This window comes from Candidatus Bathyarchaeota archaeon A05DMB-5, assembly GCA_019685655.1.
In the GTDB taxonomy this organism is placed as follows: Archaea; Thermoproteota; Bathyarchaeia; order Bathyarchaeales; family Bathycorpusculaceae; genus DSLH01.
This window is the reverse complement of the sequence record JABFQP010000002.1, coordinates 240,209-261,485: the sequence shown is the minus strand read 5'-3', so window position 1 is coordinate 261,485 and position 21,277 is coordinate 240,209. Positions and strand designations below refer to the sequence as shown.

General features: G+C 40.3%; 24 protein-coding genes. 16 read left to right on the top strand and 8 right to left on the bottom strand.

Going from position 1 to position 21,277, the window contains the following annotated elements; translation table 11 throughout:
- Window positions 1-70 precede the first annotated feature (70 nt).
- The 6 genes from HM003_04245 (at window position 71) to HM003_04220 (ending at window position 3,780) form a co-directional block, all read left to right on the top strand.
- Complete coding sequence (locus HM003_04245; protein ID MBX5328549.1) at window positions 71-895, top strand: D-tyrosyl-tRNA(Tyr) deacylase; 825 nt, start codon at window positions 71-73, stop codon at window positions 893-895.
- A gap of 132 nt (window positions 896-1,027) precedes the next feature.
- Window positions 1,028-1,204: a protein translocase SEC61 complex subunit gamma gene (locus tag HM003_04240; GenBank protein ID MBX5328548.1), complete on the top strand. Its 177-nt coding sequence runs from the start codon at window positions 1,028-1,030 to the stop codon at window positions 1,202-1,204.
- 13 nt (window positions 1,205-1,217) lie between these two features.
- Window positions 1,218-1,706 carry a transcription elongation factor Spt5 gene (locus HM003_04235; GenBank protein MBX5328547.1) on the top strand — a complete coding sequence of 163 codons (489 nt, stop codon included), beginning with the start codon at window positions 1,218-1,220 and terminating at the stop codon, window positions 1,704-1,706.
- Between the two features lie 2 nt (window positions 1,707-1,708).
- Window positions 1,709-2,197: a 50S ribosomal protein L11 gene (locus tag HM003_04230; protein ID MBX5328546.1), complete on the top strand. Its 489-nt coding sequence runs from the start codon at window positions 1,709-1,711 to the stop codon at window positions 2,195-2,197.
- A 58-nt stretch (window positions 2,198-2,255) separates the two neighbouring features.
- Window positions 2,256-2,909 carry a 50S ribosomal protein L1 gene (locus HM003_04225; protein MBX5328545.1) on the top strand — a complete coding sequence of 218 codons (654 nt, stop codon included), beginning with the start codon at window positions 2,256-2,258 and terminating at the stop codon, window positions 2,907-2,909.
- 13 nt (window positions 2,910-2,922) lie between these two features.
- Window positions 2,923-3,780 carry a 50S ribosomal protein L10 gene (locus tag HM003_04220; protein MBX5328544.1) on the top strand — a complete coding sequence of 286 codons (858 nt, stop codon included), beginning with the start codon at window positions 2,923-2,925 and terminating at the stop codon, window positions 3,778-3,780.
- Between the two features lie 40 nt (window positions 3,781-3,820).
- Here HM003_04220 and HM003_04215 read toward each other — a convergent pair whose 3' ends face one another.
- Together HM003_04215 and HM003_04210 are read right to left on the bottom strand one after the other, a co-directional pair.
- Window positions 3,821-4,183, bottom strand: a complete 363-nt coding sequence (locus HM003_04215) for a hypothetical protein (GenBank protein ID MBX5328543.1) — start codon at window positions 4,181-4,183, stop codon at window positions 3,821-3,823.
- Window positions 4,184-4,426: 243 nt separating this feature from the next.
- Window positions 4,427-4,666, bottom strand: coding sequence for a hypothetical protein (locus HM003_04210; GenBank protein ID MBX5328542.1), 240 nt, complete (start codon window positions 4,664-4,666; stop codon window positions 4,427-4,429).
- A 183-nt stretch (window positions 4,667-4,849) separates the two neighbouring features.
- On the opposite strand from HM003_04210, the gene HM003_04205 reads away from it, so the two are divergent.
- Window positions 4,850-5,173 (top strand): 50S ribosomal protein P1, encoded by a 324-nt coding sequence (locus HM003_04205; protein ID MBX5328541.1) that lies wholly within the window; start codon window positions 4,850-4,852, stop codon window positions 5,171-5,173.
- A 43-nt stretch (window positions 5,174-5,216) separates the two neighbouring features.
- Here the strand turns inward: HM003_04205 and HM003_04200 are convergent, their stop codons facing one another.
- Window positions 5,217-6,221 (bottom strand): hypothetical protein, encoded by a 1,005-nt coding sequence (locus HM003_04200; GenBank protein ID MBX5328540.1) that lies wholly within the window; start codon window positions 6,219-6,221, stop codon window positions 5,217-5,219.
- A gap of 32 nt (window positions 6,222-6,253) precedes the next feature.
- A complete protein-coding gene (locus tag HM003_04195) occupies window positions 6,254-7,108 on the bottom strand; it encodes an RNA-binding protein (protein ID MBX5328539.1) in 855 nt (284 codons plus the stop codon).
- 120 nt (window positions 7,109-7,228) lie between these two features.
- Between HM003_04195 and HM003_04190 the strand changes: the two genes are divergently transcribed.
- Entirely contained in the window at window positions 7,229-8,341 is a 1,113-nt protein-coding gene (locus HM003_04190; protein ID MBX5328538.1) for a bifunctional phosphoglucose/phosphomannose isomerase, read from the top strand.
- Between the two features lie 5 nt (window positions 8,342-8,346).
- Here the strand turns inward: HM003_04190 and HM003_04185 are convergent, their stop codons facing one another.
- Window positions 8,347-9,411: an inositol-3-phosphate synthase gene (locus HM003_04185; protein MBX5328537.1), complete on the bottom strand. Its 1,065-nt coding sequence runs from the start codon at window positions 9,409-9,411 to the stop codon at window positions 8,347-8,349.
- Between the two features lie 649 nt (window positions 9,412-10,060).
- On the opposite strand from HM003_04185, the gene glyS reads away from it, so the two are divergent.
- The 3 genes from glyS to endA all read left to right on the top strand — a co-directional run bounded on the left by glyS (window position 10,061) and on the right by endA (window position 13,136).
- Window positions 10,061-11,818 carry a glycine--tRNA ligase gene (gene glyS / locus HM003_04180; GenBank protein ID MBX5328536.1) on the top strand — a complete coding sequence of 586 codons (1,758 nt, stop codon included), beginning with the start codon at window positions 10,061-10,063 and terminating at the stop codon, window positions 11,816-11,818.
- An 84-nt stretch (window positions 11,819-11,902) separates the two neighbouring features.
- A complete protein-coding gene (locus tag HM003_04175) occupies window positions 11,903-12,562 on the top strand; it encodes a DUF47 family protein (protein ID MBX5328535.1) in 660 nt (219 codons plus the stop codon).
- Window positions 12,563-12,590: 28 nt separating this feature from the next.
- The gene (endA, locus tag HM003_04170; GenBank protein ID MBX5328534.1) at window positions 12,591-13,136 is read left to right on the top strand and encodes a tRNA-intron lyase; all 546 of its coding nucleotides are present in this window, start codon (window positions 12,591-12,593) and stop codon (window positions 13,134-13,136) included.
- Window positions 13,137-13,260: 124 nt separating this feature from the next.
- Here the strand turns inward: endA and HM003_04165 are convergent, their stop codons facing one another.
- Window positions 13,261-13,734: a hypothetical protein gene (locus HM003_04165; GenBank protein MBX5328533.1), complete on the bottom strand. Its 474-nt coding sequence runs from the start codon at window positions 13,732-13,734 to the stop codon at window positions 13,261-13,263.
- Between the two features lie 2 nt (window positions 13,735-13,736).
- Entirely contained in the window at window positions 13,737-15,008 is a 1,272-nt protein-coding gene (locus HM003_04160; GenBank protein ID MBX5328532.1) for an NDP-sugar synthase, read from the bottom strand.
- Between the two features lie 117 nt (window positions 15,009-15,125).
- Between HM003_04160 and HM003_04155 the strand changes: the two genes are divergently transcribed.
- The 5 genes from HM003_04155 (at window position 15,126) to HM003_04135 (ending at window position 19,724) form a co-directional block, all read left to right on the top strand.
- Complete coding sequence (locus tag HM003_04155) at window positions 15,126-15,974, top strand: geranylgeranylglycerol-phosphate geranylgeranyltransferase (protein ID MBX5328531.1); 849 nt, start codon at window positions 15,126-15,128, stop codon at window positions 15,972-15,974.
- A gap of 9 nt (window positions 15,975-15,983) precedes the next feature.
- Window positions 15,984-16,700, top strand: coding sequence for a phosphatidate cytidylyltransferase (locus tag HM003_04150; GenBank protein ID MBX5328530.1), 717 nt, complete (start codon window positions 15,984-15,986; stop codon window positions 16,698-16,700).
- A complete protein-coding gene (locus HM003_04145) occupies window positions 16,697-17,266 on the top strand; it encodes a thymidylate kinase (GenBank protein MBX5328529.1) in 570 nt (189 codons plus the stop codon). Before HM003_04150 ends, HM003_04145 begins: the two co-directional genes overlap by 4 nt.
- An 80-nt stretch (window positions 17,267-17,346) precedes the next feature.
- Entirely contained in the window at window positions 17,347-17,793 is a 447-nt protein-coding gene (locus HM003_04140; GenBank protein MBX5328528.1) for an ArsR family transcriptional regulator, read from the top strand.
- A 74-nt stretch (window positions 17,794-17,867) separates the two neighbouring features.
- Window positions 17,868-19,724: a hypothetical protein gene (locus HM003_04135; GenBank protein ID MBX5328527.1), complete on the top strand. Its 1,857-nt coding sequence runs from the start codon at window positions 17,868-17,870 to the stop codon at window positions 19,722-19,724.
- A gap of 5 nt (window positions 19,725-19,729) precedes the next feature.
- On the opposite strand, the gene HM003_04130 is transcribed toward HM003_04135, so the two are convergent.
- A complete protein-coding gene (locus HM003_04130; protein ID MBX5328526.1) occupies window positions 19,730-21,097 on the bottom strand; it encodes a cation diffusion facilitator family transporter in 1,368 nt (455 codons plus the stop codon).
- Window positions 21,098-21,277: the final 180 nt, after the last annotated feature.

The window sequence follows — 21,277 nt, the reverse complement described above, 5'->3', positions numbered from 1 at the left end:
TTCAAAAATTATAAACTTTGTGGAAACATTTTTCTTCAAACAACAAGTGTTGTATCTCGGAAGTATGCTAATGATTTTGATTGTTGCTTCAAACAAAGATGTGGCAAGTCAAAACATTGCAGAGCAAATTCTGCAACACTATTCTTTCGAAAAAACTGCAGAAACTTTTCAGCAAAACCCAGTTTACGAAGCCAACTTAAGCCATAAAAAAGTCCAAATTGTAACATTAAACAACGAATCTGTTTATGCACAAAACATAACTGATTTTTTTCCAAATTCCGAACTCATACTCTTCGTCTCAAGGCACAGCAGCATCAGCGGCACTCCCACGTTGTCCGTGCACACTCCAGGCAATTTAGGCAAAGCAGATTTAGGTGGGCTTCCCAGAAAAGTTTCAGTTTCTCCGGCAAACGCTATACGCAATGCTTTAAAAGCTATGGCACGCTTAAAAAATGAAATGCAGCTTAATTATGAAGTTTCTTATGAATGTACGCATCATGGGCCGTCATTAGACGTACCAACAATGTTCGTCGAGTTAGGTAGTTCGCCTAAGCAATGGAGCGATTTGAGGGCTGCAGAAGCCATTGCGCATTCGGCGATAGCGGCTATTTCATGCTTCGGCATTTCCCAAACAAAGGCTGTTATGGGAATTGGTGGACCACACTACAACAACAAATTCACTAAACTGGCACTTGAAAAAGAAATAGCGTTTGGACATATAATTCCTAAATATGCTTTTCCAAACGTAGATTTGCCAATCCTAAAACAATGCGCAGAAAGAACCTTAGAAAAGGTTGAGTTTGCAGTTTTGGACTGGAAAGGAATAAAAGGCGAACATAAACCAAAACTGATTGAGATTCTTGAAGAAATGGGTCTTCCTTTTGAAAAGGTTTAGGCTTCCACGTTTTACGTAAGCGTTTCTCTTCAACGAGGGAAAAGTTAATAGAAATGTCTAGCTTATCCTATTAGAAACAGCAATCGTAGTAACGTTTATATTAAGAGTGATATGTTGAGGTTGCGATGAACCATGGGTTTAAGGTCGTTTCTTTCAGGATGCGCAAGAACACTGAAGCTTTCAGTGAAGCCCGGAAAAAGCGAGCTATGGCTATCAATAAAAATATGCTTCTTGGGCATAGGAGCTGTAGGATTAGTAGGTTTCGTCATTCATTTAGTTTCTTTTGCGTTGCAAGGAAGACTTGTGTAAGGAAGAAATTTTTATGGAAAAAAAGGAAGAAGCATTTCCAACGAAAATTTTTGCAGTAAAAACGACAACGGGACAAGAGAAAAATGTAGCCAAGCTTGTTGCCGCCAAAGTTGAGATGAACAAAATACCCATAAAAGCCATTCTGGTGCCTGAAGGCCTAAGAGGATACGTATTTATGGAGGCAGAAGGACCACATATGGTTGAAGAGGCAATAGCTGGAATAAGACATGTACGCTCACGAGTTCCAGGCGTTGTGAGTTTCACTGAAATTGAAAGATACATTGTAAGAAAACCGGTTATTGAAGAGTTAAGCGAAAACGACATTGTCGAAGTGACAGGCGGACCGTTTAAGGGTATGCGTGCAAAAATTACTCGCATCGATAAAACTAAAGCTGAAGTCACGCTTGAGTTGTTGGAAGCAACCTTCACTTTGCCAATCACTGTGCATTCCGACTACGTAAAATTAGTTGAAAAAGCCAAAACAGAAGGCGGTGAAACATAAAAATGGGCGAAAAAAAGGTAATAGAGCTACTCGTAAGCGGAGGACAAGCAACCGCGGGACCGCCATTAGGTCCGGCTCTTGGTCCTTTGGGCGTGAATGTTCTCGTTATTGTGAACAAAATAAATGAGCTGACCAAAGACTATTCTGGAATGAAAGTTCCTGTTAAAGTTAGTGTTGACCCTGAAACTAAAGACTTTGAGGTTAGTGTTGGGACTCCAACTGCATCGGCGTTGATTGTTAGCGAATTGAAAGTAGAGAAAGGTTCTGGTGCTCCTAATACGCAAAAAATCGGGAATCTTTCAATGGAACAGATTATTCGTATAGCAAAAATTAAACGTGAAGAGCTTTTGGCAAAAAATCTGAAATTAGCTACAAAGGAAATACTAGGAAGCTGTGTTAGCATGGGCGTCACGGTTGAGGGCAAGGATCCACGTGAAATCCAACGAGAAATTGATGAAGGCAAATATGACGAAATGTTTAGTAAGAGTTAAGCCTAAGAGAATATTTTTATAACCGCGTTATATTCCCTCATTGGCACGAGGCTCTAAGATGCCCTTAGACCAAAAAACTATCCTAGATGCAGTTAAAGAAGCAAAAGGAAAATCCGAGAAAAGAAAGTTTACCCAATCAGTAGAGCTTATTCTAAATCTTAGAGACATTGACATGAAATCTCCTGAAGGAAGAATTCAAGAACTTGTAGAATTGCCACATTCACCGCCGGAAAAGCCAAACAAAATATGCGTAATCGCATCTGGCGAATTGGCTTTGAAGGCGAGAAAAGCAAACGCAGACTTGGTAATTGAACGGGCTGAGCTTGAGGGTTTAGCGGGCAAGAAGCGTGACTTGCGTAAGATTGCTGATGGATATGACTTTTTTGTTGCTGAGGCTCCTTTGATGCCTTTAGTGGGCAAGATCTTTGGTCCAGTTTTGGGTCCTAGGGGTAAAATGCCAGTTCCAGTTCCTCCTACAGCAGACATATCAAGTTTGCTTGAGAAATACCGTAAAACTGTCATTGCAAAGATGCGAAATCAGCCGATACTACAGTGCCGCGTTGGAACGGAAAGCATGAAAGACGAAGAGTTGGCTGATAATATTCAAGCAGTTTTGAGAGCAGTTGAAGGGAAACTTAAAAAAGGAATGAAAAACATCAAATTTGCTTACATAAAAACTTCCATGGGTAAGCCCGTGAAGATTAAACCGTGAAAGAGGAAGACAAATGCCATCCCAACAGATTTTGCAGGAAAAAATCAGCGAGGTTGAGCAGATAACTCAGCTGGTAAAGAAACATAAAGTCATTGGAATCGCTAGTTTGCAGAAAGTTAGGGCTGCCCAACTACAAGAGTTAAAGAAGAAATTATCAGACAAAGCATACATGAAAGTTATAAAAAACACGTTAATGAAATTAGCTATTGAAAACTGCAAGGAAAAGCCAGAGCTGAAAAAAATCGAAGAATACTTAAATGGTTCAAACGTCTATTTAATGACTGACCTTAACCCGTTTAAGCTAGCTTTACTTCTTGAAAGAGGAAAAGTACGAACAACAGCAAAGGCTGGCGACATAGCTGCCTTTGACGTCATAGTTCCTGCAGGAAACACTGGTCAACCACCAGGTCCAATAATTAGCCAATTGAACGCGGTTGGTTTGCCAACAAGAATAGAAGCAGGCAGCGTTTGGATAAACAAAGATACATTGGTCGTCAGAAAAGGCGAAGTAATCTCTGAAAGACTTGCAAGCGTGTTGTCGAAACTTGGAATAAAACCCGTGGAAGCTGGGCTTTCAATGAAGGTGGTGTACGATGATGGCTTAGTAATAACTGCTGAGCAACTCCGAATAGATATAAATAGCACTAAAAAAACCGTCGAGGAATCTCATGTGGATGCGTTTGCATTATCGATAGCTGTAACTTATCCGACAAAAGAAAACGTTGTAGTGCTTTTGCAACTGGCGCATCAGAAAGCCTATGCACTTTCAATAAATGCAGCTGTTCCAACCAAAGATACAATTGCAGACTTACTTCGAAAAGCACATGCTGAAATGTTAAGTCTGGGAAAAAAGACTAACCAACCAGTTTAGTTTTTTCTTTTTTGCCTTGGTCAAGTCATTCTTTGTTCTCTTACTTATCGTACATGTAATGTAAGATTTCCAGCACAGCTACGCCAACTGTCACGTAGTAGGCGATGAATCCTAGGAAGGTGGTGTAAGCAAACACAAAGAAACCGAGCAGACCAGTAAATAGGCAGAGATAGAAAACTACAACTGCATGCAGTGGAGAGATTTTCTCAACTACGCGATGCTTTGGAAAATCTTCTATGAGCAGTATAAACCTAAGAGCGCTTGAATGGCGTATCCTTTTTATTGCATGTTTTAGATTGTTGGATTTGGTATGTCTCCCCAAATCGTCTTTACGTAAGGCGCTATTATCGCTGTTGCCAGAGTTATTATCCATGGAAGCCACTTTATCAGTTTGATTTTCCACAATAAGTTTCACCTCCTTTTTTGTTTGTTGCCGCCTTAAGTTTGTGTAAGGCTAAAGCTTGAGCTGATAGAAAATTCAAGTGAATTTGGCGTTTATTCAGTAAAGTTTCCAACAATTGGAAGTTTCACGCAAAAACTAGAGTTAGCTCCTTAAAACTACTTAACAATTATGAACTTAAAATATAGATTGAAGTTTCTGAAGCTATTATGTAGAATTTGCTGGGCAGAGAGATACCTTTTGGGCTTAAATCAATTTATCTAAGGCTTGAAATCCTATTAGATTAATCTGGCTTTTGCAACTATTGCATTGCAGAATTATCTTTTCCAAGCAGTCTTCGTTCATCACAGTTTCCAAAATAGTATAAATCCTGTCGGTTTTGTCATCTGGAGAGATTTGAACGCCGCATTTTGGGCATTTGAACTCTCCTTTTCCTCGAGTTCTGCTTATGTCGATAGTGTAGGATTTAGTTTCTTGCAACTTCATTCCTTCAGATTCTCTATTAGTAATTGGTTTCGACGAATCTAAATGCTTATCGGAAAATTCTTCTACTTGCTAAAAATTACAATGTGGAGATTGATTTGGGGCAGTTCTTAGACATTTGCATGCAAATGACAGAAAAGGTTTATATTTTAAAGCTTGGTATTTGAACCGAAAGGTGAAACGAGTATGGAATATGTTTACGCTGCCATGCTTCTTCACAAGGCCGGAAAGGAAATAAACGAGGAAAACTTGACGCAGGTTTTGACAGCAGCGGGCATAAATGTTGATGCTGTGAGGGTTAAGGCTTTAGTGGCTTCTTTAGCTGAAGTGAACATTGACGAAGCAATTAAGTCTGCTTCTACAATGATGGCTGCGCCTGCAGCTGCACCAGGTGTGGCGGCGCCAGCGGCAGAAGCTAAACCAAAGGAAGAAGAGAAGAAAAAGAAGGAAGAAGAGGAGAAAGCCAAGGAAGAGGCAGCGCTTGAGGGTTTAGGCGCACTTTTTGGCTAGAAACCTTTTTTGGAATCGCCGGGTTTCCTCTTTTAAATTTTCTTTAACGTTTTTGTGTTTTCCCAATTGCTTTTAAAATTACTAGTGGTAGCCAACCGCAGATAATCATTAACGTGCCTGGGAATGCTCTTAGTTCATAGTTCAGTATTATTGTTTCGAAGATGAAGAATGAAATGCACATTGCGGCAACTGATAAGATTGCGAATTTTTTGTCAAACTTTTTCATAGTTTGTATTCCTAATAATCCAGCAAAGAAAAAGTCGCCTAGGCCTAATGACATATAGATCATTCCCCATTCAGTTGTGATTGTAGGAAGAGTTGGCAATGAAATAAGTACTGGGAGTCTTAGGACTGAGACATGTCTTGCTGCGGAAACCATCGCGCCCGTGAATAACACGAGAATTATGTCCATAACTGTTAATAGCGTAGCAAAAATCAGCGTGGTTTTCCATGTGAATAATGTTCCTAGATAGAGAATTATTAAGACTGCAAAGACAATTCCATACATGTCAAGTAGATACGGAAACCATATTGGTGTTCTGCTGAAAAATACGTATAGGCATATGAATGATGCTGGCGGCAGCACTGCCAGATACCATCTTTCTTCTGTGCTAACTCTATTTTTCTCATATAATAATGCCACTAATGCAAAACTGGAGAGAGAGAAAAAGGCCAAGGCTCCATAAGCAACCATGATGTCTGTTCCGAAAGTGAAAATGCTAATCGTGGCGGCGGCGAAGCTTATTATAAGAAATGCTTTGAAAAAGAGTTGAGCCTTTGTTTTTGGGAGGTTTGAGAAAAGGTAAGAAAAAATGAACAGTACCATTGAGTAGGCAAAGAGAAACATCGTCATGATTGCCATTTGCGGTACAAACACCATTAGCGATATTGTTATACTCATTGCTGCGACGAGTACTATAGCATTCCAAGTGCTGAACTGTTTTTCTTCGAAAATGCCCTTGAACTTTCCTTCGATTTTCTTTTCTAAGAGCATAGCGGCTATTGTGACTAGGAAAAGTGTTATGGGCATGACGATGTCGAAATACATAAACGCACATATGCAAAACGTGCATTTAAACATTAAAAGCGAAAGTGTGTGTTTAAGATTGCTAAAGATGCAATGAGTGCTTCTTCTGTTCTAACCGTTTCTGTTCCTTGCGTCGGAATTGTGTTAATGGTAAAATCTACTACGTCATCCAAGTTGAATCCTTCATGTCTAACTATTTCATATAAGCCTTGAGTGGGTGCGCCGAACGCTACGAGAATTTTTTGTGCTGATCGCCATCGCTCTGAAATTTCTTCAGTGGCATCTGCAAACGGAGTGCCATATTTAGAGGTGGCGATGGTTAAATCGAAATTTCTGTTTTTTAATATTTTCACGAATGGTTGTGTTTCGGGGGTGATTGTGTATCCCCAGTAATGTGGTATTTCTTCGCGGCTTGCAATTTCAACTTGTGCTTGTTCGTTTATTTTGGTTATTTTTATGGTTATGCGCTTGTTTTTTGGTAATTGCTTATTTTGAATTATCGCTGGTTTTTCTACGCCGATGTCTATGAGTGTGTCATTTTCCTTGCTGGATAGTGTTACTCCTTCTCGGTATTCGCCGATTTTCAAATCTTTTGTTTTGCGGTTTAATGGGTGATGTGGTGTGCGTAATGGTGGAAGTATGCCAGCATAACGCAATGTTGGTTTGAGTTTGAACAGTCTTTTTCTTAGATACTGGGGTGTTTCCATGTAAGCAAGCAAGGTTGCGATTAAATCTATTTCATGTCTTTGGTTTGTTTCAGGATTATCTGGATAAACTATGATTTCGTCTACTTTGAAAATTGCGGCTGCTCTTCCCATAAGACCTATCTTTGATGTTTTTTCACGCAAATGAGGAGTGTCAGAAACAACCGAAGCTGGTATGGCGATTGAAATTTTTTTCCCGTTCAAACTGTGTTTTCCGCCTTTATTACTACTGGGTTAATCCTCAAATGGTTATTATTTATACATCTTCTGCTTAAAAGCTAAAAGCATATACCTTTCACATTTGACTGTGACGGGTGAAGGAGTTTGCCAAAAGCAACCATTTTGAATGATCTTGAGGAAATTAAACGGATTGATAAGAGCAATATGCTTTCTTTCTGTGTCGGCGCTCCTAAACATTATAGTGACGCTGCAAGGTTAGCTGAAACGATTTCTATCAGTTATCCAAAGCCCAAAGCAATCATTGTTGCGGGCATGGGCGGGTCCGCCATCGGCGGTGAACTTTTGAAGGATTGGGCAAGAGACCAATTGACTGTTCCAATCGAAGTTTGTCGGGAATATTCTTTACCTGAGTATGCAAACAAGAACACTCTGGTTTTTGTTGTGAGCTATTCTGGCGAAACTGAGGAATCATTAAGCGTATTTTTAGACGCAGTGAAACGAGAATGTATGAGTGTTTGCATAAGTTCTGGAGGAAAGTTGCTGGAATTTGCCGAAAAATTAAGTATTCCGCATTTGCGTGTTCCTTCTGGAATGGCTCCGCGCGCAACGCTTCCTTACCTTTTTGTGCCTCTGTGTATTTTGATGGAGAAAATCGGTTTAATCAAAGATGCTAAGCCTGAAATTTCTGAAGCTATCCATGTTCTGAAGCAGATTAGCGAGTCAAACTCGCCTAAGATTCCTTTAAATGATAATTTTTCTAAGAAGTTGGCATTAAACATCTGCGGCACTGTTCCGGTTGTTTATGGTTTTGGAATTTACCGTGCTGTTGCTCAGCGTCTCAAGCAGCAGTTTAATGAAAACAGTAAGGTTCCGGCAAAATGGGAGTTTTTCCCAGAACTTAATCATAACGAGATTGTGGGTTGGGAAAGAGTGGAGAAACTTGCGAAGTGCTTCTCTGTATTATTAATTCGGGACAATGACGAGTCGGAAGCAATGCGGCAGAGAATTGAAACTACGAAGGAATTGATAAGTAAGGAGTCATTAAAGGTTTTCGAAATTTACGGTCAAGGCAGAAGAAGCTTGGCGAAGATGTTGTCGACGGTTGTCCTTGGTGATTTTGCTAGTGTTTATCTGGCTGTTCTGCGTGGTGTCGACCCAACGCCGGTGAAAACTATAGCTTTTTTGAAGGAAAGGATGAAGCGGGTTGGAGTGAAGGAGAAGGTAATACGGGAACTGCAGAAAATTACTAGGCGTTAAGGCGTTTAAGCGTGCTTTTTCATGATGAAGTCTGCGAACATTTGCTCTGCAGTTTCTAGCGGAATAATTTGTGGTGGATGTTTAAACGCGTAGGCGCAGATTGGCAGCACGGTTCCTTTTAGCCTTTTGTCTAGCGCTATTTTCACCGCTCTTATTACATCTAACAATACAGAACCCGCATTTGGCGCGTCTACAGTCGAAAGTTTTAGGTCTATTTGCATTGAGGTGTTGCAGAAGTATAAGCCTTTTATCCAGAAGTAGCTGTCTCGTCTGTTCTCTAAAAAGTCAACGTAATCTGTTGAGCCTGCAACAACTTCAGCTTTGTATGGCAATGCGGTTTCTACAGATTTTGTTTTGACGGTGCGTTTTATGTCTCTTGTTCTTTCAAGAGTGTCCAAGGATTCTGTTCCTCCGCCAACATCAAGTTGGTATGTTTGGGCTATGCGAACGCCGTGCATTGAAAGGAGTTTTAGTAATGTTTTGTGTAGTGTGGTTGCGCCTACTTGGTCAATTAAATCGTCGCCTGCAAGTGGTAGTTCTGCTTCTTCAAAGCGTTTAGCCCATGCTGCGTCGCTTGCAATAAAAGCTGGTGTAGCGTTCACGAATGCGCAGCCAGCCTTTAAAGCTTGTTCGGCATACCATTTCGAGGCTTTTACTGCGCCGCTTGGAAGCAGATTCAGCATGATTTCTGCGTCGCTTTCTTTCAATACGTCTGCGATGTTTATTTCTGGTTGGTTGCTGATTTGGATGAGGTTTTTTGTGTATTCGCCGATGCCGTCCAATACTGGACCTTTGTTTACGATAACGTTCGAGTTTGGTATGATGGTTATTTTTGGGGCGTTGTTTGGTGCTGCAAAAATTGCTTCTGAAAGGTCTTTGCTGACTTTTCGGTTGTCTATGTCGAAGGCGGCGACAATTTGCACGTCTCTTGGGTGATAGCCTCCTATAAACAGATGACGCAGTCCAATGGCGCGGTCTTCTTTATCGCAATTGCTGTAGTATTGTATTCCTTGGATTAGGGCGGACGCGCAGTTTCCAACGCCGACGATGGCAACTTTTATTTTTGGCATTGTTGATTCCTCTCTTTTGCATTTGATATTTTGTGTCTTCTTTATAAAATGCTACGTTGCTTACTAATGAAACGAAGAAAAGATCGAGATGAATTTGAAGGCTGGTCCTTCTCTATTCTTGGCACTTGGTCCGTGCATTTTGTTCTGTTCTCTTATAATATCTTTTTCTTACATTAACACTTTTGGTGACCCTTTTCATTATTGTGATTATATTCGAAAACAGTACAGACCTTTTCGTTGATTTTGTGCTCTCTGAAAGTAGTAGCCCCCCTTATAAATAGGTTGAAATACAAGTTCTACGTGCGGTTTTTTAGTGATTTTGAAAGCTTTGAACTGAAACTTGTCCTGTATGGAATCGTTATCATGTTGGTGTTGTGTGGTATGTTGTGGAAATGGAATCAGACATTGAATGTGGCTATTGTGGAGTAGAATTCAACAGCAAAAAATGCGAAAGACCGTGTGATACTCGGATTCCAAATAGACGAGAATGGAAAAATACAGAATGTAAAAATTGTTGAAAATATAAAAGCCAGAATAGTCAATACTTGATGTTGTAGCGCAAACTGCTTGTAACCTTTTTGAAACTATTACAAATTTTAGTAAGCCTTAAAGTCTTTGAGTAAGTATCAATAGAGAAGGCTGAACACAATTGACTGGCAAGACTAAAAATTTGGACAAGTTCACTATAATTGACGAGTTAGCACGCCGACGAGGCTTCTTTTGGCAATCATACGAGATGTATGGCGGAGTAAGCGGCTTCGCAACTTACGGTCCTTTAGGCGCAAAACTAAAGCAGAACATCGAAAACAAACTTCGAGAACTCTTCGTAAACAAACTAGGCATCTTGGAAATAGAATCTCCAATAATTGCTCCAAGCAAAGTATTCGAAGCGTCAGGTCACGTGGACCATTTCAAAGAAGCTATGGTTGAATGCCTAAAATGCAAGAAACGATTCCGCGCAGATCATCTACTCCAAGAATTTGCAAGAATGACGGAAGCTGAAGCTGAAAAGCTAAGCCTTAAAGAATTGAAAGCCGCAATCAAAAAACATAACATTAAATGTCCAGAATGCGGCGGCACTTTCAGCGAACCCAAACTATTCCTAACAATGTTTAAAACCACGATAGGTCCATATTCGGGCGCGGTTGGTTATGGAAGACCCGAAGCGGCGCAAGGAATTTTTGTAGAATTTCGGCGTTTATACGAGATGGCTCGAGAAAAGCTTCCCTTCGGCGTTCTGCAAATTGGTCACGCGTTAAGAAACGAAATTTCACCCAGACAAGGGCTCATACGATTGAGAGAATTCACAATAGTGGATTTAGAATTCTTTTTTGACCCAGAAGAACCTGACTGTTTTCTCTTGAAAGATGTTGAAAATGAAAAGTTGCGGCTTTTGCTTGCTGAAACTAAACTACGGGAATCTGAAGAAATAACCGAAGTTACCGTAAAAGAAGCATTAAAGAAGGGTCTAATCAAGGCGGAGTGGCAAGCAGTTTTTATGGCTTACGCTAAAAGACTATTAATAGATTTGGGTGTTCCAACCGAAAAACAGCGTTTCATCGAAAAACTCCCTTGGGAAAGAGCTCACTATTCGCTTCAGAGTTTTGACCAAGAAGTTTACGTTGAACGTTGGGGTTGGGTGGAAGTTTCTGGACACGCTTACAGAACAGATTACGACTTAAAACAGCACATGAATTTCAGCGGAGAAGACTTGCAGATTTACAAAGAATATGCTAAACCCGTCGAGAAGGAACAGTTAATCATAAAGCCAGTGATGGCTAAGCTTGGTCCAACGTTTAAGTCTGAAGCCGCGAAAGTGGCAGAAATGCTTTCTAAAGCTGACCCAGAGAAAATTGAGGCTTCTCTGAAGAAAAACAAATACTACACGCTTGGAAAATACAAGATTCTCCCAGAAGACGTAACGATTACACGACAAAAGATTATTGAACGCGGAAAACGCTTCATCCCCCATGTTGTTGAGCCCAGTTTCGGCTCTGACAGGCTTGTTTATGTCACTCTTGAGTACGCTTACAATGTTAAGGATGATAGGGCTGTGCTGAGTTTCCCCCGTGACATTGCACCAATACAAGTCGGTGTTTATCCTCTTGTAAGCAAAGATGGACTGCCCCAAAAAGCATTGGAAGTGTATAACATGCTTCTCGGTGAGGGTTTCGCAGTTGAATATGACGAAGCGGGTTCTATTGGTAGAAGATACGCTCGTGCAGACGAAATCGGCGCAGCCTTAGGCGTAACAGTTGATTACGAAACACTAAAAAACGACACAGTAACTATTCGCGACCGCGATTCATGGAAACAAGTCAGAACCAAAATCGAGAACCTACCAGAGCTTCTGCACAAATATTTCAAGAAGAAAATCAATTTTGAAGATTTAGGCAAGCCACTCTAAAAGCACTGTTTACGTTACCTTTTTTAATGCTTCAGTATATCTAATGATAGGAAAATTTGCCCTGTTTTGCGGGCGGGAAAAACTTTGGTGCTTCCGGCAGAAACTGAAGAACGTGTAAAACGGCGAGCCTTGACCGTTTGCCAAGACCATTTAAGAAAGGTTTTAGACGTCACCCGAAAGGTTCCTCAAATGATAGACTGTTTTATGCGAAATGATAAGGAAAAGGCAAAGCAGCTTTTCACTGAAATCAGAAGCGGCGAAGAAGAAGTTGACAAAGCTAGACGACTGGTTTCGCAAGAACTTGCAGAGATAGGAGCTATTCTTCTTAGCAGAGAAGACTTTTTGAGGTTCACAAACTTGACAAGTGAAATCGCAGATTTCTCTGAGGGCATTGCCTTCCGTTTGGTTGAAATTATGGAACACAATTGGAACGTTTCGGGAGACATAAAGAAAGATTTGCTTAAACTTTCAGAGGCAGTTTTGGACGCTGTTGTTAAGCTTAGAGAGACAGTTATGGTCTTAAGTTATGGTCCCGCCAAAGCTATGGAAAAAGCTAAGGATGTTGAAGTTGCTGAAAGAACTGTTGATGAACTTTACCGCGAGTTTGAAATAAAACTTCTAAGCAGCAAGTTAGAGTTTCCCACGTTGATTCTCTTAAGAGATGTTCTGCAACTTCTTGAAGATTCAGCCGACAAAGCAGAAGACGCTGCCGACGCTGCACGAATCTTATCTTTGATTATGTGAGAGAGAGAAAAACGAAATGCCTAAGAAAATAGAAGTGGAGTTCATCGAAAACTTCTTAGTGGTGTGGGATTCCGTTAAGGGCTCGGAACTTTACAAGATGGGTTTTTATGGGAAACCCTTGGGAATTTCTAAACCAAAAATTCCGGAGTTCAATGTTCCGCTTGTTTTAGATTTGATGGAAGGTTTGTACCTCGCGTCAAAGGGAATCATAACAGTCTATGAAGGCGTTGACAAGAAGAAGGTTAGTCTCGTTAAGTTACGTCAAAGAGCTAGGCAATTATATGAGGATTTTGATGAAAAATATACTGTTTATCGGGATTTGCGTGATGATGGGTTAATCGTCACGCCGGGTATAAAGTTTGGATGCGACTTTGCTGTTTACAAGTATGGACCCGGTGTTGAACATGCACCGTATATGGTGTCTGTTAAAAGTGCTAAGTCTGAGATTACCGCCACTGATATTGTTAAAGCTGGAAGGCTAGCGACAACCGTCCGAAAAAGATTCATTATTGCGGTGCCGAACTTGGAAAAGGGAAAAATAAGATATTTGATATTCAAATGGTTCAAAGCGTAAATAAGCATAAAATTATGCTCATTGAAAGGTTTCCTCTTTTATTGAAAATAGATTTTAGAAGCATGATATTTTGATAGAATCGGAATGAAGCAAATTTCTCAACAAAATCGTTGAATGAACCGGTTTATGAGCGTTTTTCTAAAATAAACGTCAGCAATTCTTCTTCAAGTGTTGGTTTCTGCGGGTTCTCAATTATTTTTCCGACTTCTTTTCCTTCCTTAGAGAATAATATTATGAGTGGAATCTTATCCACTTTGAATGTTTCTACCTCAGGCGGTGATGGCGGGATTCTCCATTTTATAGTATGACTTAACGGGTCTTTCATTAATCCGCCGAAGATTCGGACTTCTAATCCTGTTGCTTCTGATATTAACGCTAGAACTGGGATGTTGGCGGCGCAGTCTTTGCACCATTCCGCTGAAAAAGCAACCACCACAAAATTGTCTGCAAATTTTTTAAGCTGGATTATCATTTCTTGATTCAATCTATAAGTTCGTTTTCTGGTGAAGAATTTTTCGCGGAACGGTTCTCCCAAACTATCCAAATATTCGTTTACTGAAATGGTTCTCTTTCTGATTTCAGCTAATTTGATGTCCATTTTTAACCTGGCATTAATGTTTGATTAGCGAATTCTCCTCTCACGTACTGGTGAGGGTAAATTTTTGTTGCTGTTAGTGTGCATCCTTCTGCTATTGTCACGTCATCTGCAATAACTGATACCCCATCTATCTTTGTCTGTTTTCTGGGGCTTGACAGAACTGTCACATGTCTTCCGACAATACTGTCTTTTATCTCCGCTTTTTCCTCAATTATGACCCTATCTAGAATTGCCGAATTCTCTATCACAGCATCCTTTCCTATCTTCGTATAATTGTCAACACACGAATTAACCAATCGCACACCGTCGCTTATTTCACAGTGCCGCCCGATTAGAACAGCGCCTTCGATTTCTATTTTTCCTTGTTTGATTTTTCTTATGATTTCTTGTCTTCTCTTTTGTGATTCGGAGCTTTCTCCTTGAACCCACACTCTTGTTTCTTCACTTATTCTTCCGCCAAAATCCTTTAAGGATGAGAAGCGTCCATTAAGCATGTCTTGCATAGCTTCCAAATAGCGTTTTGGACTGCCAACATCATACCAGCTTCCCTTCAAAGTGTACCCATAAACTGGTCTTCCAGTTTTTATAAGGTAGGGAATAAAGTCAAAGCCAAAATCTAGGCGATTTTTTTCTTTGATTATTTGCTTTACTCCTTTTTCTTTGAAGATTTTCTTTATTTCTGGCGAGACCATGTATAAGCCTGTGTTGGCAAGATTTGACGGGGCTTCTTTAGGCATTGGTTTTTCGACGAATCTTGAAATTTTCATGTCTTTGTTTATGTCAGCTATTCCGTAGCCTTCAACGTCAGCAACTTCCCGCAATGCTATTGTCATTGTTGCGCCTTTTTTTCGGTGAAATTCCACAAGTTCCTTCACATTTACGTTGAAGATGTTGTCGCCTTGCACCGCGAAAACTGGGTCTCTAACGTTGTAATATTCCATGTTTATTCTCGCTGAATCTGCGCTTCCTAGGTCGTCAACGTTGGGTTGGTATTTTATGTGAACACGTGGACTAATTTCGTATCTTGTGGAAAACCCATAGCCCGACTCGAAATAGTCATGTAAATCCCTATAATTCGTGTAGCCTTTCACTCCGAAAATGAAGTTTCGGATGCCTTGGCGGGCAAGAGATAGAAGCGAAAATTCTATTAACGGTCTATTCAAGAGGCGGATGCACGCCTTGCTGGTTTCCGCTGTAAGCGGTAATAAGCGTTTGGCTTTCCCGCCCACTGGAATTATCACTCTTAGTCTTTCTGGTGCGTAGTTGTCACGCAAAAGTTGTCACCAACTTCGGAAATGTTTATTTTACGTTCAACGTATTAAACTTTCGAATCTTATCGTGAGTTTTATAACTTTAATGAAGGCTTATGGTTTAGTGCAAGGCTTGAGAAAATGCAGAAATTCACTGGTTACCTGCGTTTGATGCGTCCAATTAATTGTTTAATGATGGGTTTCGCGGTAATAGTAGGCGCAGCACTAGCAAACCCAAATGTTTTAGGCACTTTTTGGCAAAAGCTTGCATATGGATTTGTCACCGGTTTTGCTTTAACCGCCGCTTCTATGGCTATAAATGACTATTATGATAGGGAAATTGACGCAGTAAACGAGCCGAAACGTCCAATCCCAAGCGGCTTAATCCAGCCAAAAAACGCCTTAATCTTTGCATTAACCCTGACAGCAATAGGTTTCATAATTGCGTTTTTAACAAACATCCTCTGTTTCTTAATAGCTATACTTGCATGGATACTCTTTGTAACCTACACCACTGTGGGAAAACGCAGCGGTTTACCAGGCAACCTCCTAGTAAGCACATGCGTATCGATGCCATTCATTTATGGAAGCGCCGTCACAGTGAATACTGTTGTGCCAAATGTTTTGATCTTTGTCTTAATGGTTTTTCTATCAAACACCGGTAGAGAGATAACTAAAGGGATAGTTGATGTTCAAGGGGATAGACTGCAGAATGTGAGAACTTTGGCTGTGCTTTATGGAGAGAAAAAAGCTGCCATAACTGCAGCTTTATTCTACCTTTCTGCAGTTTTGTTGAGTCCGACCCCATGGCTTTTGGGAAATGTTTCTTTTTGGTTCCTTCCCTTTGTTGCCATAACCGATTTTGGACTTTTGGCTTCCGCGTTCGCGCTCCTTCAAGATTTTTCAAAGGAAAATGCTAGAAAAATCAAAAACATTGTTCTTTTATGGTTTCTCATTGGATTGTTAGCCTTTATTGCCGGAGCCTTTTAGGGTGAAACATTGATTGACGATGAGATTTTTGCAAACATGCTTTTAATGCTTTTGTGCTATTTTTACATATTACTCATAATTTTTGTTTCTAGCAAAATGGACAAAATTTTAGGCTTACGGCGAAAGGCTTCTCGAAAATTCTTGCATATAATGATTGGAAACTTACCCTTTATAATCCCTTTTTTTACATCGAATTTTTATCCATTCTTGGTTGCAGTTCCATTCATACCCATAACATTTTTGGCATCCGCCTATTCGCCATTTAAAAATTTAAGCAACAAGATGAAGGGACTTACAGACATAACCGAAGAGGGGCATCAGTTGGGACTGGTTTTTTATGCTATATCCTACACTGTTTTGGCTTTGCTTTTCGCTTCTAAACAGTATGTTATGGTTTTGGCGGCAAGAATTTTACCAATGGCTTATGGCGATGCTGTGGCCTCTGTTGTTGGAGAAAAATTTGGCAAGAGGAAGTATGGAGTTTTTTCAGAAAAAAGTCTTGAGGGTTCAGCGGCTATGTTCCTTGCTAGTTTTAGCGTTTTAACTTTCAGCCTTTTCTATTTTTCTCTAATATTGCCATTTTCATTTTTAGACAAGCTTTTTCACGCAGTTGTTGTGGCTGCAGTTACAACCTTGGTTGAAGGATTTACCCCCCTAAGCTTTGATAATTTAACTGTGCCAGCTTTCGGTGCTTTAGTCTTCTTTCTTTTGAACGGAGGCGTATGAACTCATTGGTTTTCATAGTTATAGACGGTTTGGATGCGTCTGGAAAAAGCACTCAAGCCTTTAGACTTTACAATTTTCTAAAAAGTGGTGGAAAAAGAGTTTTCTTGCGTTTTCACCCGTCAAACGACAATTTTTTTGGAATCAAAGCAAAACAGTTTCTTTATTCAAAAGGCAAAAGCGCTCATTTTGCAGCAGCCCTTTTTTACATGGTTGACGTTATCCGCTCAATCCTCTTTTATTATTGGAGAAAATTTGACTACATAATTTTTGTCCGCTATTTAATGGGAACCGCCTATCTGCCATCACCATTACACAGAATTGCCTACCACTTCTTCGCTCTTGTTGTGCCGAAATCAAATTTCATGTTTTTTCTAGATGTTACTCCAGAAGAGGCATACAAAAGAATACAGCATGGGCGTAAAAGGCGGGAAATCTTTGAAAGTTTAAAAGAGTTAAAAAGGATTAGACGTAAAGCACTCTTCTTGGCGTTAATAGACGAATGGAAAATTGTAAACGCAAACAAGCCAGCAGCAGAAATAGCAAGAGAAATCAAAGATCAATTATAATCCGTATGGTCTGTTTTGTTCTAAAATTGGACTTATAAGTGTCATATTCTAGAACTATATTTTGAGAAGCGTGCTGCTTGTTGAACGAGGCTGAAGAGGCAAAGTTTGAATACGCGCTTAGAGGAAAGGCTTGGAAAGTATACTGGCTTCTTTTGAAAAGCGGTCATCCATTGAGTGTTCGAGAAGTTCAGAAAGCCCTGCGTTTCAGTAGTCCCAGCGTGGCGCAGCATCACCTTGAACAGCTCCGTGAGTTAGGATTGGTTGAGAAGCAGAATGTCGGCGGTCACTATTTCTTAGTCAACGAAGTCAAAATTGGCGTGCTTAGACACTTTGTCAAGCTTGGAAGATTATTGTTTCCGCGTTACTTCTTTTATGCCGTATTTTCCACCGTTTTTTACGCTCTTTTTCTTTTATTTCTCGTTCAAGGGATTACAAGAGAGAACTTGTTTATAATAACTTTCGGAGCCATTGTCTCGGTTATTTTCTGGTACGAAGCGTTTCGAGTATGGTCTTTACGACCGTACTAACTTTTGGAACATCGCGTTCCAAAGTATAGCATGAAATATCGCAGAAACTCTAACGTGTAGTAGGTGATTAATCAGTGGAAAGCAAAATTAAGAAACAAGCACTCCTCTATGGACTCGCTGCTATTCTGCTCGCCTCTATATTAACAGCAGTAATTCTTAACATCATTATCCCGTTTAAGTATACTCCCGGCGCTCCGCCGGTCTCCGCGCCACAGTCTCCTTTGCTCTCATCATTTCAATCCGAGGAAGAGTTGAAGAACTTCTTAAGAATGAATTCTAAGAATCAAGCGCCTTTTTGGATTTATGGACCTGCGGATGCTAGGTTCGCTAACTCGTTTGGCATACTATCTGAAAGCGGAATAGTGAAAAGTGCTGCTCCTTCGCATTCAACCACAAACATTCAAGTTGCTGGAGTAGACGAAGCAGACATTGTAAAAGTTGACGATAGAGGTTATATGTACACTTTGTCTGGTAATGCGGTTTATATCCTGAGAGCTTATCCTCCCGCGCAGGCTAAAATAGTTTCAAAAATAACCTTTGAGAATCTATATCCTATTGGAATTTTTGTCAACGGCGACAAGTTAGCGATTTTAGGGTCAGAATATCACTTTCCACTAGTTTACGATAAATATTACGTTGTTGACATCAAGACCTTCGTGAAAGTATATGATATTAAAAATCCTGACAATCCAACACTTTTGCGCGACCTTGTCATTTCAGGTAGCTACTTCAACTCCAGAATGATTGGCGACTATGTCTACTTCGTTGTCAGCGAAGCAGCTTATTTGATTAATGAAACGCTTTTCCTTCCAGAAATTAACTCTGACGGTAAAATCATACGAATTGCTCCCACCGAAATCCGATACTTTAATGGAACTGACGACTACTATCAGTATACAACATTCTTTGCTATGAACATGCAAAACATAACAGAGTCGCCAGTTTACTTGACACTAATGCTTGGAGGCACATGCAACATGTATGTCTCACTCAATAACATATATGTGACATATCGAGACTGGGACTGGAATGGTAATACTACTATCTATCGAATACGTGTGCAAGGTAGTAATATGACATGCGAAGCCAAGGGAACAGTGCCAGGGCATGAACGCAATCAATTTTCAATGGACGAATACAGCGACTATTTCAGAATCGAAACAACAACGTGGACACAGAACTGGACAACGCAAACAAACCTCTACGTACTAGACATGAATCTAAGCGTAGTTGGAAAACTGGAAGGACTTGCACCTGGTGAAAACTTCCATTCCGCCAGATTCATGGGCAATAGAGCTTATTTTGTAACTTTCAAAAAAACTGACCCATTGTTCGTGATAGACTTAAGCCAACCAGCCAATCCATCAGTTCTAGGAGAACTGCACATTCCAGGATACTCAGACTACTTGCATCCTTATGATGAAACACATCTAATCGGCATAGGCAAACATACAGTCGAAGCAGACGAAGGAGACTTTGCATGGTATCAAGGAGTAAAAATATCCCTCTTTGACGTCACCGACGTAAACAATCCAAAACAAATAGCAAACTACACGATCGGCGACAGAGGAACAGACTCGCTTGTTCTAAGCGATCATAAAGCATTTCTTTTTGATAAATCAAGAAATCTTCTAGCTGTACCCGTTTTAGTTGCAGAAATAGATGAAAGCGAATATCCTGACGGTGTACCCCCATGGGCGTCTGGAGAACCGGTCTGGCAAGGTGCTTACGTGTTTAGTGCATCCATTGAAGGCTTCATGCTCAGAGGAAATATTACACACTTAACTGCTGAAATGAATGTGTGGACCCCCAGCTACTGGGTGAAGCGGATACTCTACATCGAGGAAACACTTTACACGGTGTCTGACAAGAAAATTAAAATGAACAGTTTAGAAGACTTACATTTCATAAACGAAATCGAACTCCTTTAACCTTCTCATTTTTTCTCTGGTTCTATGTGAACAGTGACTATTGTTTCCGCAAATTTTTCCTTCAATTTTTCTTCAATGTAAGAAGCGAGTTCATGCGCATCTTTTATTGATGGTTTGCCGCTGAAGCTGCAGTCTATGTTGATATAGCGCCTTTTCTCAGCCACATAAGTTACTATTTTTTTAATTTCAAAAGTTTGCTTGTACTTTTCCATGGCATGAGAAACAATTTCTCTTATTTCATTCTCATCTACTGCTGAGCCTTTCCGCAGTTCAGCATCAAACGGTTCTATGTGAACGGTTATGTTCTTAACATCCCTTATCCCTTTACTGACTTTCTGTTCAATTTTGTCCGCTATTTCATGAGATTTTTCAATAGACATCGCGGGGTCTACTTGTGCATGCAAGGTTATGTACAGTTTTCCTCCAGTGCATGTCACGTTTATTTCATGGGCTTCCTTTACGCCTTCAACTTCAGTTGCCAATTTCTCCACAAGTTTTTCAGTTCGTCCTTCCGCTTCCAATGGTTCAATGTGGATTGTGACGTCGGCGTTTCCCAGAGAACTTTTGATGTCTGTTTCTATCTTTGAGGCTAATGCATGCGCTTCTTCTAGGCTCATATAATCTGGCACTTGCACTGTAGTTTCTACAAATGTTTTCTCGCCTGCCCTTCTGACTCTCAAGTTCTCGCATCTGCAGACTCCTTTTACGCTGAGTATTTCTTTCCTAACTTTTGTTGCAACATCCCTTGATATGGCATCGCTTAACTCCATTCCGCTGCTCCAGACTAATCTGACGCTTAAGTAGCCTATTATAGTGCTAAGAACTATTGAAGCTAATACATCTCCTTGAAATATTCCAACCGTTGCCAGTCCAAATCCGAGAAACGCAATGATTGTTGAACCTAAATCCGCTAGAGCATGGTATAGTCCTGCTTTAACTGTTACGCTTTCATGTTCCATCTTATGCAATATTGTAACTCTTAAGATGTCTATGCAGAAAGTGTAGGCGATGGCTATGAAACCCGCAAACTCCCATTCTGAAACCAGATATGGCTTATTTTCCAGAAGTTTCAAAACAGCTTCAAACATCAAGAAAACTGCTGTAACAGAGAGAATTATTCCACCGATTAATCCGCCGATGGATTCGATTTTTTCGTGTCCATACATGTGTTCCTCGTCGGGCGGTTTAAGCGAAGCTCTTGTAGCAATCACGAGCACAAACATGGATATGGCATCTAACAACGCGTGAGCACCGTCGCTTAAGATTGCTAAACTCCCAACAATAAAGCCCAAAATAACTTCAACAACAACCACACTCATTATTGCAACTGCCGAAATCTTCAGAGTCAGCAGCTTCTGATTGTGCTTTCCCATAATATGCATTCTTCTTCATGTAGTATTGCCAAAAGTTAGAGATTTAAGAATTGTGTGACAACAACCTATTGTCCACCTTACTTTTAACGAGAAAGTTAACATTGAAAACGAAACATTTAAAATTAAAGACGCAATTAGGGTTGTAAGGTGCTAAACTTGCACGGTGAACGTTTTAACTTC